We start from the raw sequence: 14,939 nt of genomic DNA, 5'->3' as shown, positions 1-14,939 counted from the left end.
TCAGAACGACTGGCCACCCACGGATTTCAGGACTGGGAACTTTTCCTTTTGTGCTTCTTATCTTCAACCGCAACGGTAGACGGGTCTACATCGCGCACCAGACGGTCTTCGCCTGAAAGACATACAAAGCGCTGCCCACGCATACGGCCGATCAATGTCAGTCCGACTTCGCGAGCGATCTCTACGCCCCATGCGGTGAAGCCCGATCGAGACGCCAGAACCGGGATGCCCATCATCGCGGTCTTGATCACCATTTCCGAGGTCAGGCGTCCGGTGGTGTAGAGGATTTTGTCTTCGGCCCCCTCACCTTCTGACAGCATCCAACCCGCGATCTTGTCGACCGCGTTGTGGCGGCCCACGTCTTCCATATAGACCAACGGGCGGTTCTCGTGACACAGCACTGTACCGTGGATCGCCCCGGCCTCAAGATACAGCGACGGGGTGCGGTTGATCTGGGCGGCCAGATCGTACAGACACGAGGTGCGGACCGAGACCTGCGGCAGGCGCACGTCCTCCAATCCTTCCATCATGTCACCGAACACCGTGCCGACCGCACAGCCGCTGGTGCGTGTCTTTTTCTTCAGTTTGTCCTCATATGAGGTCTCGCGCGCGGTACGCACCACTACGGTTTCCAGATCTTCATCGTAATCGACGCGCGTGATCTTATCATCAACCAGCAGCATCCCCTGATTGCGCAGGAACCCCAGCGCCAGATATTCGGGATAGTCCCCGATGGTCATTGCGGTCACGATCTCTTGCGAGTTGAGGAAAATCGTCAGCGGGCGCTCCTCGACCACCGAGATCTGGCTGTTCTGTCCATTCTGGTCCACGCCTTCAACTGCGCGGGTCAGGCGGGCTGCACCGGGATCGGGGGCGATGATGTAGTCTGACAGGTTCAGTTCCGTGGCCAATTGCAACCCTTTCCCAAGACGGCTACTGCTGCGGGGATCACCATAGGATTTAGCCATGGCAGACACCACATCCAAGTCATACTACTGGAAGGGTTTTCGCGACGGGACCCCATTCATCTTTGTCGCTATCCCTTTCGGCACGTTGTTTGGCGTTTTCGCGACTGAGGCCGGGTTGAACATCGTGCAAACCATGGCCTTTACGTCCACGGTGTTTGCGGGTGCTGCGCAGTTTGCCGCACTGCAATTGCTGCAGGATCAGACGCCGACGGCCATTATTCTTGTTTCTGCTCTGGCGGTGAACCTGCGGATGGCGATGTATTCAGCGTCACTGACCCCCTATTTGGGGGCTGCGCCGATGTGGCAACGGGCGTTCGCCGCCTATCTGACCGTCGATCAATCCTATGCCTGCTCAATCGTGCAGTTTGAAAAAGAACCCAAAATGACCGTCCCGCAACGCATGGCCTTTTTCGTGGGCTCGGTCACGCCCATCACGCCGTTATGGATATTTGCGACTTATCTGGGCGCGGTTCTTGGCACACGCATTCCCGAAAGCTGGGCGCTGGATTTTGCCTTGCCGATTACATTTCTGGCAATGATCGGGCCAATGATGCGTACCCTGCCCCACGTGGTGGCTGCGCTGGTCGCCATTGTCGTTTCTTTGTTGACCGCTGGGATCCCATACAATCTGGGCCTGCTGATTGCCGGATGTGCTGGCATGATGGCCGGTGCTCAGGCCGAATTGTTCGCCGAACGCAGAAAGGCCACATCATGACCGCTGTTGATCCGGTCACGATCTGGTCCATCATCATTGGACTTGCCATTGGCAGTTATAGTTTGCGGTTTGTCTTTATCGGCCTCGTCGGAGATCGCCCGATGCCTCCCTGGCTGTTGCGCCACTTGCGCTATACTGCTGTGGCCATCTTGCCTGCCCTGATTGCACCGCTGGTCGTGTGGCCGACCGCGACCGAGGGGCAACCGGACATTCCCCGAATGGCGGCCGCCGCGGTTGCGCTGAGTGTTGGAGTGATCACAAAGAATGTGCTGGCAGCGATCTTCAGCGGCGCCGCAACCCTGTACGGTTTGCTGTATTTACTGGGCTGAGACAGCGTCCTGTTGGTTCAACGCCGCATTGTTGGCGGCCAGGCCTTTTTGCAGGTCGGCATCGTCGTTCTCACGATACTCCGTTGTCACAACACCCGGGATCTGACCGAACTGATCTGACAGCTTGACCGGAAAAAAGGTCACGTCGATCTGTTCGAACCCCGGAACCTGCTTCAACAGCGACGCGGTGGAATTCGCACAATAGGCGCCAGCGACCGGACCGGATTGTTTGGCTAGTTGCAATGCAATCTCAGCCTGTTGCGGGCTTACCTGAATCGTCTGGATACGCGCATAATGCGTTTCGCGCGCGTGCGAGCTGCGATAGGCGCGCTCGGCATTAGGGGTGATGCCGTACAGCACGTCGTCCTTGATCGGAACCACATCTGCGCGGAAAGACCCCGCAGGATCAAAGATCACCCGCTCGCTGCCGCTGATCATCAATGAGGTATGCGCACCAGACCCGGTGCGCGTGCTGATCATCGTATACAGCGTCAGGGTCGAGGGACCCGGATCACGATAGGATCGGGCAACGACCTCGGCCCGGTCGGCTTGCGGACGCTGCGATCCCGTGCAGCCAGCAACAGTTGCTGCCAGCAGGCAGGCAATCAAAATCCGGATCAAGGTCAACCCCGTTTTGGATTATGCGGCGAAGACCGCCAGGAACAGGCAAAGGAGGGCGATGGCAACCACACACCATGTGGTGGCTTTGACGAACCCATCAAAGGTTTTGGTTTGAACAGTGATATCCATTTCGCCGTGCTTGTGTTCAGCCATGAGTCTCAGAATCCTAATTCGCGTGTTTGAAATGTTGGATAATGGAAAATCCGGGGCCTGTCACCACGTCATTCGCGCGCAGGGGCCAAAGGTGGGAACACCGAGCACCCCGGATACCCAAAACCCCAACGCCAGGGCAGGCCCGAACAGGGGCCACCGCCAAATCGGACCGCCGCATACATCGCCTCGGCCGTGACGGAATGAGCGGTGCGAATCTGTTCGGCCGTCATGTCATAGCGTTCGGCATATTCCTCGGCATGGTCTGTCCCATGCTGTTTGACGCAGGCACGCAGTGTGTCGTCCGCGGACAGGCGTGCGTCATAGCTGTCTTCGGCCCGCAAAGCCCCGCCGGCATGGTGATAGGCGCGATCATGGGTCACACAGCAGTATTCCCACGGCGGGTGCGCCTCATACAGTCCCCGAAAGCTGGGGAATGTATCCGCCACAAAGCGCCAGCTGGCCGAAAGACCACCCGAACAGCCATCCGTTTCAAACGGGGTCAACTCTGCGCTGCTGCGCTCCGTCATCAGGGCGCGATGCGCGGGCAACTCAAAGCTGCGCATGACGTCTTGCGCGAAGGCTGGCGCGGCACTCAACAAAAGGATTGCCGCCAAATTAAGGGCTTTCATCGCGCATCGCCTTAGTATCAAAGGACATGCCGAAGGTCGTCGCCAGCCACAGCAACAAACGCTCTGCCGGCCCCATTTCGGCGCGCACACGCAGAACTTCATTCGCCATCGCGGGTCGGTCCGTGATCAGCCCATCCACCCCCATCGACGCCATAGCCGACATTTGCAGCGGATCATTAACGGTCCAGACATAGATGTCCTTGCCCGCAGCGTGGACCGAATTGACCAACCCTGGCGTCGCCATCGCGGCGTTCACCGCAACAAAATCACCTTCGAGACCTGAGAGATTACCCACAGCAGTCGCGGCCAGAACACCGGCGCGCCAGTCGGGGCGAATCGTTTTCATCTTTTGCACTGCCGGGTATTTCAGGGACATCGTTGCAATGTCGTCCTGCATGCCCAGCTCTTCGACCAGAGCGACAACCCGATTCTCAAGGTCTACGTCGTGGCCGTAGTATTTCAATTCGATAATGACCTTGGCCTTGCCCTTCGCGGCCTCCAGCACGTCACGCAGAGTCGGCGTACGCTCATCGGCGTATTCGGGACCGAACCAGCTGCCGATGTCGATCTGATCAATATCCTCCATCGTGGCATCCCACACCTTGAGGTTAACACCGGCCAGTTTCATGAAATCACTGTCATGGGCCACGATGACCACGTCATCCGCTGTTTCCTGAACGTCGATCTCAACCCAGTCGGCACCGTCCTCGATCGCCTTGAGAACCGAGGCCATCGTGTTTTCGGGCTTCAGCGCGGCAGCGCCGCGATGACCGATAACCTCTGCACGGTCCGGTGCCTGCACCCTCTCCAGAAGGTGCTGCCCAAACCATATTCCAACAATAACGGAAACGACGGCGGCCCCAACAGCCGTGACCATTGTTCTGCGCAGGTTGCGCGGCTTTGGAGGGGTTGGTTCTGATGTCTGGATATCAAAGAACCTATCGAGCAGCACTGCCAATGCGCCCAGAGCCGTGGCTGCCAATACCAGTCCGGCCAGTGACCAGAAACCGGCGACGGCGAGGCTGTAAATCAGGGCCAATCTCAGGTTGGCTGCGCCTTGCAGCGGCACCAGTGCGAACAAAAGCCCGGCCACCCAGGCGATCACGGCGGCGATGACAAGGCGCACAGCCAGCCAGATGGCCAATTCTATCTTGAGGCGACCGCGCTTACCTTCCATCCGACTGGCGCTGATGCCGAACGCATGTCCGGGGTGAACGCCTTCGAACAAAACCAGATGCAGCGACAAAGCCCAGGCTGACAGGCGTCGGATCAACACCCAGGCCATAGCCAGCGCAACCGCCCCGATCAGTACCACAGCCACCCAGAATGAGGGCGGGTGGAAGGTCAGATAATAGTTGATGTCATATTCAGTCAGCGTCCACCATGCGATCACGGCAGAAACGACCGCAAAGGGCAGAACCAACAGCAGAACGCGCATAACAAAGCGCACCGCAAATCCAAACAGGGATGGAAGCCGCGACAGGATCAGCCTGATCGAAGAACTACCAGCGCGCCATGGGTCCGGCTCTGCCATCCGCAGCGACCCGGCCATGACCGAGAAGACAAACACCTCGGCCAGTAGAAACAGGCTGAGAACCACAACGGCCGCAATAAACCCGGCAGGTGAGAGGATGAATGCAGCGATCGCCTGATCAGTCAGCGCCGTCTGGTTGGACAGCGATACGGCAAGATTCACCGTGATCGCCACGCCGGGCGCAATCAGCGCAACCAAAAGCAGGCGCACAACAAGATAGATAGGCACAAAGACACGGCGACGGCTCCACGCACCTTTGTAGGCACTTGTAACGGCAGAGAAAGTGGTCACGTGAGGCCCCCTTGAATGGTAGACTCATTCAAGGCTGCGCAGACGTGAATTGCAAGTCAGGTGATCAGCTTTCTTCCAGATCAGCCGCCAAGCGGAACCCGATCCGGTTGGCGGGCTTATCCTCGACCGATTTGGGCAGGGCCCGCAGCATCACATTCAGCTGGCTCACATGTTGCACAAGCTGAGTGCGCGCACCGGTCGCATCCGATCCGTAAAAGGTGATGATATCGGGATCAAAATACCCCATCCCTTCGATCCGCATGACGCCTGCGTCGCCACCGGTGAATCCCATCGCGACCTCTTGGTCGCCAGTCAGCGTCTTTTCGAAATTCTGGATATAGAGGATCAGCCGCTCATAAGCCCATTGCGCGGGGCTTTTCGTCTCGACCGGTTTTTGCAACGGACCGGGCAGGTCTTTTGCGCCTGACTTTGCTTCGGGGTCGGAATGCACTTCGTAGCAGCGCGGCAAAGCTGCGGCTTCGGCGGCCTCGGCCGAGGTTTCGATCTGATCCTGCATAGCTTTACCCTTTGCGCTGAAACTCCCACGCCCCGTCCGCGCGGCGCGTTCGGGTGACAGCTCCAATCTGGTAAAGATGATTCAAATGTGCAACCGCTTCGACCAGCGCAAGCCCATACTCGCCACCGCTGATCTGCCGTTTGAACAAGGGCATGAAACATTCGGCAGCGGTCTTGGGCTGGTCCAAATACTTTTCCAAACGATCCAATGCGCTGTGGTGATTTTCGATCAGTTGCCTCATCCGGATGGGCAGCCCAGTAAACGGCAGCTTATGCCCGCCCAGTGCCAGATGATCAGGCCGTACCAACCCCTGAAGCCGCTCGCAGGCTTCCAGCCATTCGGCAACCGGGTCGGCCAAAGGTTCAGTGACATAGACACCTAAGTTGGGACTGATCGAACTGAGTATCTGATCGCCGGTGATCACGAGGTTGTCGTCGCGGCTCCAGAACGTGGCGTGTTCTGGGGCATGACCATTGCCCATATGCAAGTCCCAATCGCGCCCGCCCATACGGATCACGCTACCCTGCTTGATCCGAGTGAACCCCAGTGGCATCGGATAAACGGTGTCGCAATAATTGAACGGGCGCTCAGCCATCCGCTTTGCTAGAACCTCGGGCGCCATGCCTGCGCTGCGATAATAATCCAGAGTTTCCTGCGGCCAGCTTTCCTGAACATCCAGTTGCAGCATACGCGAAAACAGCCAAGAGGTGCGAGAAGACACCAGCTCGACGCCATGTTCGGATTGGAACCAACCCGCATTGCCCACATGGTCGGGGTGATGATGCGTCACCACCACCCGCTTGATGGGCTTGCCACCCAACGGGCCAGCCATAAGCTTTTCCCAGATGCGCCGAGTCTTGTTCGATGACATGCCCGTGTCGATTACGGTCCACCCATCGCCATCATCCAACGCATAGATATTGACGTGATCCAGTGCCATAGGCAGCGGCAAGCGCATCCAAAGCACTCCTTCGGCGACCTCGATCGCCTCACCCTCGGCCGGAGGTTCGGGCCACGGATACCGGATCGCCAAAGGGGTATCTCCGTCCATCAGGCCAAAAGCTCCTCGACGCTGAGCCCGAATACATCATCTGCGCCGTTCTGAGCTTGCGCCAGCAGTCCGGCATATTCGGGCAACAGCGCGTTGATGTAGTAACGAGCCAGTTTAAAGCGTGGACCACCCGGTTCGGCCAAAGCAGCCATCAGGTGATAGTGCGCGCCTAGGACGCGGGCAAAGGCGTGAAGGTACGGAACCGCACCAGCAAATCGGTTGTTCATCTCGGATTGCGCAACCATCCATTCGGTTGTTTCGCGCAGGCTTTCCGTGGCTTCCCAAACCGGGCCTGCCAGTTCGGGCAGGGTTGCCCGCGCCTGCTCGGCACGATCCTCGATTTCGTCCAACAGACGCGATGCTGCATCGCCGCCGTCCATCATCTTGCGCGCGACAAGGTCCATAGCCTGAATGCCATTGGTTCCCTCGTAAATCGCAGTCACGCGGACGTCTCGGTAATACTGCGCGGCACCGGATTCTTCGATAAATCCCATGCCGCCATGGACCTGAACGCCGTTCTCGGACACCCGCATACCGGTCTCGGTGCCAAAAACCTTTCCGATCGGAGTCAGCAGGGCGGCACGAGCTGCCCAGTCTGCATCGCCGGTTGCGTTGGCCATATCAATGGCGGCAGCGGTGGCCAGCATGATCGCACGGGCGGCGAACGTGTCGGCACGCATACTCATCAGCATCCGGCGCACATCGGCGTGGTCAACGATCGTGCCTGATGGCGTTTTGCCCTGCTTACGTTCCAGCGCATAGGCCAGCGCGTGCTGATAGGCACCTTCGGCTGCACCCACACCCTGACCGCCAACACCTAGGCGCGCGTTGTTCATCATGGTGAACATCGCGGCCATGCCGCCATGTTCCTTGCCTACAAGCCAGCCTTTGGCACCGTCAAACTGCATCACGCAGGTTGGTGAGCCGTGCAGGCCCATCTTGTGCTCGACCGATACGACCTTCAGATCATTGGCCACACCGGGATTGCCGTTCTCATCCGGCAGCAGCTTGGGCACCAGGAACAGCGAAATGCCCTTGGTTCCGGGAACGCCATCGGGCAGGCGCGCCAGTACCAAATGGCAGACATTCTCAGCAAAATCGTTGTCACCCCATGAGATAAAGATTTTCTGCCCTGTCACAGAAAAGGTGCCATCCCCATTGGCTTCGGCTTTCGAAGTCAACGCACCCACATCCGACCCGGCCTGTGGTTCGGTCAGGTTCATGGTACCAGACCATTCACCTGCCATCATCTTAGGCAGATACAGCGCCTTGAGCTCATCGCTGGCGTGATGTTCCAGCGCTTCGATCTGGCCCTGTGTCATCAGCGGCGCAAGTTGCAGCGACAGACAGGCGGCAGACATCATTTCATTCACGGCGGTGGTCAACGTCATCGGCAGACCCATGCCGCCATAATCCGGATCACCACTCATCCCGACCCAACCGCCTTTGGCTATGGCATTCCAGCCATCAGCATACCCGGTCGAGGTACGCAGCACGCCGTTTTCCAAGCGCGCGGGCTCAAGATCACCGGGGCGTTGCAGAGGGGCCATCACCTCTTCGCACAGTTTTCCGGCTTCGGTCAGAATGGCACTGACCACATCGTCGCTGGCTTCCGAGAATTTCTCGGTAGCAGCGATCTTGTCAAAATTGACCGCGTGGCGGAACAAGAATTCATAATCAGAGATTGGGGCGCGATATGGCATGTCTTCCCTCTAGGCTGTCTGATTGCGTTTACGCCGACGGGCTTGGAATTTCCACCGCCCACCTTTATGCATCTGGGTTCCACCGATTAGGTATCGGTCCAAATGCTATACGCAATCAAAACGCGACGTCACCACCAATGATCCCCAACGGCACTCTGACATTAAACGCCGATCCTGCCGGAATTGCGCAAGCGGCAGACCTGTTGCGTCAGGGTCTTCTGGTGGCTTTCCCGACCGAGACGGTCTACGGCCTGGGCGGGGATGCCCGTAACGGAGCAGCGGTGGCAAGCATCTATGCCGCCAAGGGACGACCCAGCTTCAACCCGTTGATTGCGCATGTGGCCTCGATCGAAGCCGCCCAGCGGTTCGTGACATGGTCCGATCAGGCCGAGGCCTTAGCGGCCGCGTTCTGGCCCGGACCGCTGACTCTGGTTCTGCCACTGCGACCGAATCACGGGATTTCATCGCTGGTGACAGCCGGGCTGGACACGCTCGCCGTGCGAGTGCCAGCCCACCCTGCGGCCCGTGCGCTACTGTCCAAATTCGACGGCCCGGTCGCCGCGCCATCTGCCAATCCGTCCGGGCAAATCAGCCCGACCACAGCCGCGCACGTCCTGTCCGGCCTGAATGGGCGCATCGCCGCGGTGCTGGATGATGGGCCCTGCGGGGTCGGGTTGGAAAGCACCATCGTGGGCGTTGCGCGCGAGCCTGCCCTTTTGCGCCCCGGCGGCGTTTCGCTGGAACAGATCGAGGCGGTTCTGGATACTCAGCTGCACCACCACCAGCCGGGTGATGCGCTGAACGCGCCCGGTCAGTTGCAATCGCATTATGCTCCGGATGCGCCCGTTCGTCTGAACGCCAGCACCGCCCAAGGCGATGAAGTTCTGCTGGGGTTTGGCCCGGTGGGCTGCGATCTGAACCTGTCAGCGAAAGGTGATCTTGCCGAGGCTGCGGCCAACCTGTTCGCCGCACTGCACACCCTGAATGACACCGGCAGACCAATTGCGGTGACCCAAATTCCCGAACATGGTTTGGGTGCGGCCATTAACGACCGCCTGCGCCGCGCTGCGGCCCCGCGTAACGGCTGATCAGGCGCGCCCGGACTCGGCAGACAGGATCAAGGGGTCAACGCCCAAAGTCGCAAGCGCACCTCCCCATTTCTCATCATCAGCTACATCGAAGACCAGCTTGGACGACGCCTCGGTCGTGAGCCAGCCGTTCATCGCGATCTCATCCTCAAGCTGACCAGGTCCCCAGCCCGAATAGCCCAGCACCAAAGTGGAGTTCAAAGGCCCGCGGCCCGAGGCAAGATCCTCGAGGATATCCAGCGTTGCCGTCATGCTGAAGTCATCCGTGATGTGCATGGAATGCAGGTTCGCCTCGTAATCCGAGCTGTGCAGGACAAAACCACGCGACATCTCGACCGGGCCGCCGAAATGGACCAAACGTTCACCCACAACCGGAATCCGGCAGGGGATGTTGAGCTGACTCAACAGAGTTTTCAGCCGCAGATCCGAAGGTTTGTTGATAATCAACCCCATAGCACCATCTTCGCCATGGCTGCACAGGTACACCACCGAATGATCAAAACGCGGATCGCCCATGCCAGGCATCGCAATCAACAGTTTTCCGGTAAGATCCATGGGCCGACATCTCTTATCAGGTATGCTTTAACAATGACCCTTGGTCACCCGGAATGGCAAGGGATCAGCGCACATTTCCGCAGATTTCATCCCGGTTACCGGAACGTGACTTGGATTCTGTGCCGCAACCGCGCATTTATGAACCATGAGCGTAAAAAATGTATTACCAGCAATCGCCATAACCTTTGGTCTGGCCTTACCTGCAACAGCGCAGGTCAACGGCCCCGTTGCCGAGTTGGATATTCTGGATGGCGGACGCACCGCTAAAGGAACGTACCTCAGCGCCGTGCGCGTGACACTGCAGGACGGTTGGAAAACCTATTGGCGTGCGCCGGGGGATGCTGGCATTCCGCCGCAATTCGACTGGAACCGTTCGAACAACGTCGGGGATGTGTCGATTACATGGCCCGCACCCAATGTTTTTGACCAGAACGGATTGCAATCGATCGGCTACGAAAACCAACTGGTTTTGCCAGTCGAGATCACGCCGAAAAACCCGGCCAAGCCCGTACGCCTGCAGGGAACGATGGATCTGGGCGTCTGCAAGGATGTTTGCATCCCGGAACAGCTGGATTTCGACCACACGCTGAACGCAGACGCCGGGCGCAACCCCACCATCGCCGCTGCACTGGCACAAAGGCCCTTTTCCGAACACGAGGCCAGAGTGGCCCATACCACCTGTCACCTCTCACCCACATCAGACGGGATGAAGATCGAGGCCCGGGTGACCATGCCCTCGGCAGGCGGTCGCGAGGTGGCCGTGATCGAGCCGGGGAACCCGGCGCTCTGGGCTTCGCAGACCGAGACGACGCGAACCGGGAATACTCTGATCGCAACCTCTGAGGTGATTAATGCATCCGGTGGACCGTTTGCGCTGGATCGGTCGGAAATTCGGATCACCGTGTTGGGTGCAAATCACGCAGTCGACATTCGGGGATGCAGCGCAAGCTGAGCCCGGTGATTTCATGACACAAACTCCAAAAATCGGCGCTTTGGCAGTAGTCCTGCATCAGGACCAAGTGCTGCTGGTTCAACGCAGCAAGCAACCTGATGCTGGGCTATGGGGGTTTCCTGGGGGTCACGTGGAATGGGGCGAGACTGTTTTGCAAGCCGCACAAAGAGAGCTGCGCGAAGAAACCTCGGTCATTGCAGACCCTCAGCACTACTTAGACAATCTTGATTTGCTGCGCTGGAACGAAAACGGCGACGTCCAGACACACTACCTGCTGGTAGGCGTGGCCTGTCAGTATCAAACCGGCGACCCCATTGCAGGTGACGACGCGCTCGATGCGCGTTGGTTCCCTGTGGATCAGATCCGCCGCGGCGAACTAGAGATGAGCAACCGCGTCATCGATCTGCTGGAAACCGCCCTGCGCCGGACTTAGGTCGCGGGCCTTTTGAGCCGGGTATAAAGCAAGCCAGAGACTGCCACGCTGAGGAACAGTATCAGCGCAGCACCTGTCACGAATGCGCCTAAGCCCATCCGAAGAATAGCCATGCCATCCTCGCCCGCATAAAGCCCGGACAAGAACCCGATGGGCGCGCCGTAAATTGCGGGCCACACCATCGTGACCGTAAACCATGAAAGCAAGGCGAGGCCCGAACACGCCAACGTCCCCTGCACCACACGGTCCGGGGCACGTGCCGCCCGACGCATCGCGGTCATTGGGCGAGACAGATCGTTCAGAATGGCAAGCAACGCCGGGACTAGCAGCAGGACCAGCAACATTCCAAAGCCCAGCCCATAGACCAAAGTAATGACTGTGGGTTTGAGAAACTGCGCTTGCTGCGACCCTTCATACAGTAACGGGGTCAGCCCCAGAACCGTGGTCAGCGTCGTCAGCATCACAGGCCGCAACCGGTCTGCGGTGCCTTCAACTATCGAAGGCACAAGCCCGCGCTCTTTCTGGTAATCGTCGATGGTCGTCACCAAAACAATCGAGTCGTTGATGATGATCCCCGTCATCCCCAGCAGACCGACGACCGTGAACATGCTTAGCGGAACCTCCCACAGGTAGTGCCCCCAGATCGCGCCGACCAACCCAAATGGGATAATCGCCATCACCACCAGTGGCCGCGTCCAGCTGGCAAACACCCAGGCCAAAACAAGATAGATGCCCGTCAGGCACAGGATCAGGCCAGTGCGTGCCTCGGACAGGAACTCGTCTTCCTGTTCGCTCAGACCGGCCATCCGCCATTCAACCTGTCGTTCCGAGGCGATTTTCGGCAGGATTTCCTCGCCCATGGCACGTGCAATCTCAGCCGCGCGCGTCGGGTCATCTTCCGAGATGTCGCCATTCACCGATATCACCCGCAGCCCATTTTCGCGTCGGACGGTCGAGAAGCCGGATTTCCGCTCGACCGAAACGATATCGGCCAGCGGTACATAAACGCCGTCCGGCGTGCGCATCAGAGTGCGTTCCAGGAAGTCGGCGGTCAGCTCTCCTTCGGGCAGTTCAACCCTGATCTCGGCACTACGCGGGCCATCTGGGAAGGTCGCCGCCTCGATCCCGTTTAACCGGTCACGCAACACGCGTCCCAGCGTTTCGATCCTGAACCCCAGCGACTGACCCTGCGCTGTCAGGTCCAGAATGTACTCTTCCTTGTCATAGGCAAGATTGTCTTCCAGCGCCGAAACTTCAGGATATTTTGAAAGCTCGGTCTGCAAATCCTCTGATGCGGATTTGAGCGTATTCACATCCGCGCCATAGAACTGAACGTCAATGGCATCGCCACCCGGCCCAGAGCGCCATCCCCGGAAGCTGAGCAGTTCGACCTTCGGGTGGCGCGGAACAAAATCCTGCAACTCACCCACAAACTCAAAGCTGGAATAGGGGCGCAGATCCGCATCGATCAGCTCGATGGAAATACCACCCAGCAAGTCAGCGTCTTTGCCATCAGCGGCGGCCAATCCCCATCCTGCGGACCCGCCCACCTCGGCCAGCACATAGTCGATCGGGTTACGACCGTGGCGGTCTTCATAAATCTGGCCCAGCTCTTCGGTCGCGCGCTGCAGCTCATGCATCATGGCCACAGTCTCGGCGCGGGTGGCGCCTTCGACCATTATGAAGTTGCCCGTGACCGAGCCGCGCTCGGGTGCGTTGAAAAACCGCCAGTTCACATCACCGCGAATGAACAGGGCAACCTGGCTGGCCAGGATCACCACCATCATGGCAACTACCACATAGCGTGCCCAGACGACCCAGGCGATCAACGGGCGGAACAGATGATCGCGCACCCACCGGAACCCGCGATTGACCACACGGTTGGGCAGGTCATACCAGTGCTCTTTCGTGGAATGCGCGATGGCATGCGCCATATGGTTCGGCAAAATAAGGAAACATTCGATCAGCGACGCTATCAAGACCGCAATAACGGTAAAGGGGATGTCACGGATCAACTCTCCGAACCGACCACCAACGAGGGTCAGGCCAAAAAAGGCGATCACGGTTGTCAGGGTCGCCGCAAAGACCGGCATCGCCATTCGTCGTGCAGCGCGTTCAGCGGCCACCATTGGGGCCTCACCTAATCGGCGTGCCCGGAAATCGGCATGCTCACCCACGACGATGGCGTCATCTACAACAATGCCCAACGTGATGATCAGGCCGAACAGGGACACCATATTGATCGACAGCCCGCCGATAAACATGAAGGCAATCGCGGCAGACATGGCAACCGGAATGCCGGCAGCGACCCAAAAGGCGATCCGCGCATTCAGGAACAAAAACAGCAGACAGACCACCAGGCCCAAGCCAACAAGGCCGTTGTCGACCAGAATATCCAGACGGTCGGTGATCGCCTGAGCGCGGGTTCTGATCAGCTCGATCGTCACACCTTCGGGAACGCTGGCCTGCATTTCCGTCACAACGTCTTCGACCGCGTGCTGGATTTCGATCGCGTCACCCAGGTTTGAGCGATCTACGCGCACAGACATCGCCGGGTTTTCGCCCACGAAGTAGCTGCGATCGCGGTTGACCCCTTCGACCCGGATCTGGGCTACATCGCCCACCATCAACTTGGACCCGTCCGCAAAATTGCGCAGGGCGATGCCTTCGATTTCCTCGGGTGTGCGCTTTTCCGTACCCGTGCGAATACGGGCATTCGCGCCAGTCACGTCACCCGCTGGGTTTGCGTTGACCTCGGCCGCGACAGCTGACGCGACCTCGGACAGGGTGATGTCGTTGGCAATCAGTTGGGCGGTCGGTATCTCGACCACGATGCGCGGCGCAGCAAGCCCCCGAATCGTGGTACGGGTAACCCCAACCGCGAAAAGACGGTTGATTAATTCGTCCGTGAATTTGGCCAGTTGATCAGGATCGACAGGTCCGGTCACAACCACATCTGTAACCCGGTCCCGCCAGGCACCCCGCCGGATTGTTGGTTCTTCGGCATCGTCGGGCAGGCTGGTGACACTATCGACAGCCGTCCGTACTTCTTCGACAGCGCGGGACATGTCCCAGTTTGGCTCGAACTCGAGCCGAATGCTGGCGCGCCCCTCGCGTGACGTGGACTCGGTGCTGGCGACACCCTCGACCGCCAGCAAGGCGGGCTCAAGCACCTGAACGATACCGTTGTCCACATCTTCGGGACCGGCCCCATCCCAGTCCACACTCACGTCGACGCGTTCCAGGATCACATCCGGAAAGAACTGTGCCCGCATGTTCGGGATTGCCGCCGCGCCCAGGACCAGCATCACCAGCAACAGCAGGTTTGCCACCGTTTTGTGACGCGTGAAGTAACTAAGGATGCCGCCTGCCGCGCCGGGGATCTCGCGCATCATAGCGC

At 58.9% G+C, this 14,939-nt stretch carries 15 protein-coding genes; 5 read left to right on the top strand and 10 right to left on the bottom strand.

Translation table 11 applies throughout. The features are described 5' to 3' along the window. Window positions 1-26 precede the first annotated feature (26 nt). A complete protein-coding gene (locus tag DHN12_RS13775) occupies window positions 27-968 on the bottom strand; it encodes a formate dehydrogenase accessory sulfurtransferase FdhD (protein WP_234416644.1) in 942 nt (313 codons plus the stop codon). Between DHN12_RS13775 and DHN12_RS13770 the strand changes: the two genes are divergently transcribed. Further along, complete coding sequence (locus tag DHN12_RS13770; protein WP_108860720.1) at window positions 967-1,683, top strand: AzlC family ABC transporter permease; 717 nt, start codon at window positions 967-969, stop codon at window positions 1,681-1,683. The genes DHN12_RS13775 and DHN12_RS13770 overlap by 2 nt on opposite strands. Beyond that, window positions 1,680-2,012, top strand: coding sequence for an AzlD domain-containing protein (locus DHN12_RS13765; protein WP_108860719.1), 333 nt, complete (start codon window positions 1,680-1,682; stop codon window positions 2,010-2,012). The genes DHN12_RS13770 and DHN12_RS13765 overlap by 4 nt, the downstream gene beginning before the upstream one ends. Here DHN12_RS13765 and DHN12_RS13760 read toward each other — a convergent pair. The 7 genes from DHN12_RS13760 to DHN12_RS13730 all read right to left on the bottom strand — a co-directional run bounded on the left by DHN12_RS13760 (window position 2,001) and on the right by DHN12_RS13730 (window position 8,511). Then, on the bottom strand, window positions 2,001-2,633 hold the full coding sequence (locus DHN12_RS13760) for a hypothetical protein (RefSeq protein WP_108860860.1): 633 nt from the start codon (window positions 2,631-2,633) through the stop codon (window positions 2,001-2,003). The genes DHN12_RS13765 and DHN12_RS13760 overlap by 12 nt on opposite strands. An 18-nt stretch (window positions 2,634-2,651) precedes the next feature. Further along, on the bottom strand, window positions 2,652-2,786 hold the full coding sequence (locus DHN12_RS13755; RefSeq protein ID WP_058273578.1) for an aa3-type cytochrome c oxidase subunit IV: 135 nt from the start codon (window positions 2,784-2,786) through the stop codon (window positions 2,652-2,654). 68 nt (window positions 2,787-2,854) lie between these two features. After that, window positions 2,855-3,415, bottom strand: coding sequence for a hypothetical protein (locus DHN12_RS13750; protein ID WP_108860718.1), 561 nt, complete (start codon window positions 3,413-3,415; stop codon window positions 2,855-2,857). Continuing rightward, complete coding sequence (locus DHN12_RS13745; RefSeq protein ID WP_108860717.1) at window positions 3,402-5,240, bottom strand: glycerophosphodiester phosphodiesterase; 1,839 nt, start codon at window positions 5,238-5,240, stop codon at window positions 3,402-3,404. Before DHN12_RS13745 ends, DHN12_RS13750 begins: the two co-directional genes overlap by 14 nt. Before the next feature lie 64 nt (window positions 5,241-5,304). After that, window positions 5,305-5,757 (bottom strand): DUF6173 family protein, encoded by a 453-nt coding sequence (locus tag DHN12_RS13740; RefSeq protein WP_058273581.1) that lies wholly within the window; start codon window positions 5,755-5,757, stop codon window positions 5,305-5,307. A gap of 4 nt (window positions 5,758-5,761) precedes the next feature. Beyond that, complete coding sequence (locus tag DHN12_RS13735; protein ID WP_108860716.1) at window positions 5,762-6,808, bottom strand: MBL fold metallo-hydrolase; 1,047 nt, start codon at window positions 6,806-6,808, stop codon at window positions 5,762-5,764. Next, on the bottom strand, window positions 6,808-8,511 hold the full coding sequence (locus tag DHN12_RS13730) for an acyl-CoA dehydrogenase (RefSeq protein WP_108860715.1): 1,704 nt from the start codon (window positions 8,509-8,511) through the stop codon (window positions 6,808-6,810). The genes DHN12_RS13735 and DHN12_RS13730 overlap by 1 nt, the downstream gene beginning before the upstream one ends. 137 nt (window positions 8,512-8,648) lie before the next feature. On the opposite strand from DHN12_RS13730, the gene DHN12_RS13725 reads away from it, so the two are divergent. After that, complete coding sequence (locus tag DHN12_RS13725) at window positions 8,649-9,599, top strand: L-threonylcarbamoyladenylate synthase (protein WP_108860714.1); 951 nt, start codon at window positions 8,649-8,651, stop codon at window positions 9,597-9,599. Here DHN12_RS13725 and DHN12_RS13720 read toward each other — a convergent pair whose 3' ends face one another. Further along, a complete protein-coding gene (locus DHN12_RS13720) occupies window positions 9,600-10,154 on the bottom strand; it encodes a YqgE/AlgH family protein (protein ID WP_058273585.1) in 555 nt (184 codons plus the stop codon). It lies immediately after the preceding gene. A gap of 145 nt (window positions 10,155-10,299) precedes the next feature. Between DHN12_RS13720 and DHN12_RS13715 the strand changes: the two genes are divergently transcribed. Together DHN12_RS13715 and DHN12_RS13710 are read left to right on the top strand one after the other, a co-directional pair. Further along, the gene (locus tag DHN12_RS13715) at window positions 10,300-11,106 is read left to right on the top strand and encodes a protein-disulfide reductase DsbD domain-containing protein (protein WP_108860713.1); all 807 of its coding nucleotides are present in this window, start codon (window positions 10,300-10,302) and stop codon (window positions 11,104-11,106) included. Window positions 11,107-11,119: 13 nt separating this feature from the next. After that, window positions 11,120-11,539, top strand: a complete 420-nt coding sequence (locus tag DHN12_RS13710) for an NUDIX hydrolase (protein WP_058273587.1) — start codon at window positions 11,120-11,122, stop codon at window positions 11,537-11,539. Here the strand turns inward: DHN12_RS13710 and DHN12_RS13705 are convergent. Next, a complete protein-coding gene (locus DHN12_RS13705; RefSeq protein WP_108860712.1) occupies window positions 11,536-14,934 on the bottom strand; it encodes an efflux RND transporter permease subunit in 3,399 nt (1,132 codons plus the stop codon). The genes DHN12_RS13710 and DHN12_RS13705 overlap by 4 nt on opposite strands. Window positions 14,935-14,939 lie beyond the last annotated feature (5 nt).

The organism is Ruegeria sp. Alg231-54, assembly GCF_900143525.1.
Lineage (GTDB): Bacteria > Pseudomonadota > Alphaproteobacteria > Rhodobacterales > Rhodobacteraceae > Ruegeria.
This window is presented reverse-complemented; position numbering and strand designations above follow the sequence as displayed.

What these genes read in the sequence shown, in the direction of transcription:
- DHN12_RS13705 (WP_108860712.1), bottom strand. Translation starts at nt 14,934, where the DNA reads ATGATGCGCGAGATCCCCGGCGCGGCAGGCGGCATCCTTAGTTACTTC.
- DHN12_RS13725 (WP_108860714.1), top strand. Translation starts at nt 8,649, where the DNA reads ATGATCCCCAACGGCACTCTGACATTAAACGCCGATCCTGCCGGAATT.
- DHN12_RS13775 (WP_234416644.1), bottom strand. Translation starts at nt 968, where the DNA reads ATGGCTAAATCCTATGGTGATCCCCGCAGCAGTAGCCGTCTTGGGAAA.
- DHN12_RS13730 (WP_108860715.1), bottom strand. Translation starts at nt 8,511, where the DNA reads ATGCCATATCGCGCCCCAATCTCTGATTATGAATTCTTGTTCCGCCAC.
- DHN12_RS13750 (WP_108860718.1), bottom strand. Translation starts at nt 3,415, where the DNA reads ATGAAAGCCCTTAATTTGGCGGCAATCCTTTTGTTGAGTGCCGCGCCA.
- DHN12_RS13735 (WP_108860716.1), bottom strand. Translation starts at nt 6,808, where the DNA reads ATGGACGGAGATACCCCTTTGGCGATCCGGTATCCGTGGCCCGAACCT.
- DHN12_RS13755 (WP_058273578.1), bottom strand. Translation starts at nt 2,786, where the DNA reads ATGGCTGAACACAAGCACGGCGAAATGGATATCACTGTTCAAACCAAA.
- DHN12_RS13715 (WP_108860713.1), top strand. Translation starts at nt 10,300, where the DNA reads ATGAGCGTAAAAAATGTATTACCAGCAATCGCCATAACCTTTGGTCTG.
- DHN12_RS13710 (WP_058273587.1), top strand. Translation starts at nt 11,120, where the DNA reads ATGACACAAACTCCAAAAATCGGCGCTTTGGCAGTAGTCCTGCATCAG.
- DHN12_RS13765 (WP_108860719.1), top strand. Translation starts at nt 1,680, where the DNA reads ATGACCGCTGTTGATCCGGTCACGATCTGGTCCATCATCATTGGACTT.
- DHN12_RS13770 (WP_108860720.1), top strand. Translation starts at nt 967, where the DNA reads ATGGCAGACACCACATCCAAGTCATACTACTGGAAGGGTTTTCGCGAC.
- DHN12_RS13740 (WP_058273581.1), bottom strand. Translation starts at nt 5,757, where the DNA reads ATGCAGGATCAGATCGAAACCTCGGCCGAGGCCGCCGAAGCCGCAGCT.
- DHN12_RS13720 (WP_058273585.1), bottom strand. Translation starts at nt 10,154, where the DNA reads ATGGATCTTACCGGAAAACTGTTGATTGCGATGCCTGGCATGGGCGAT.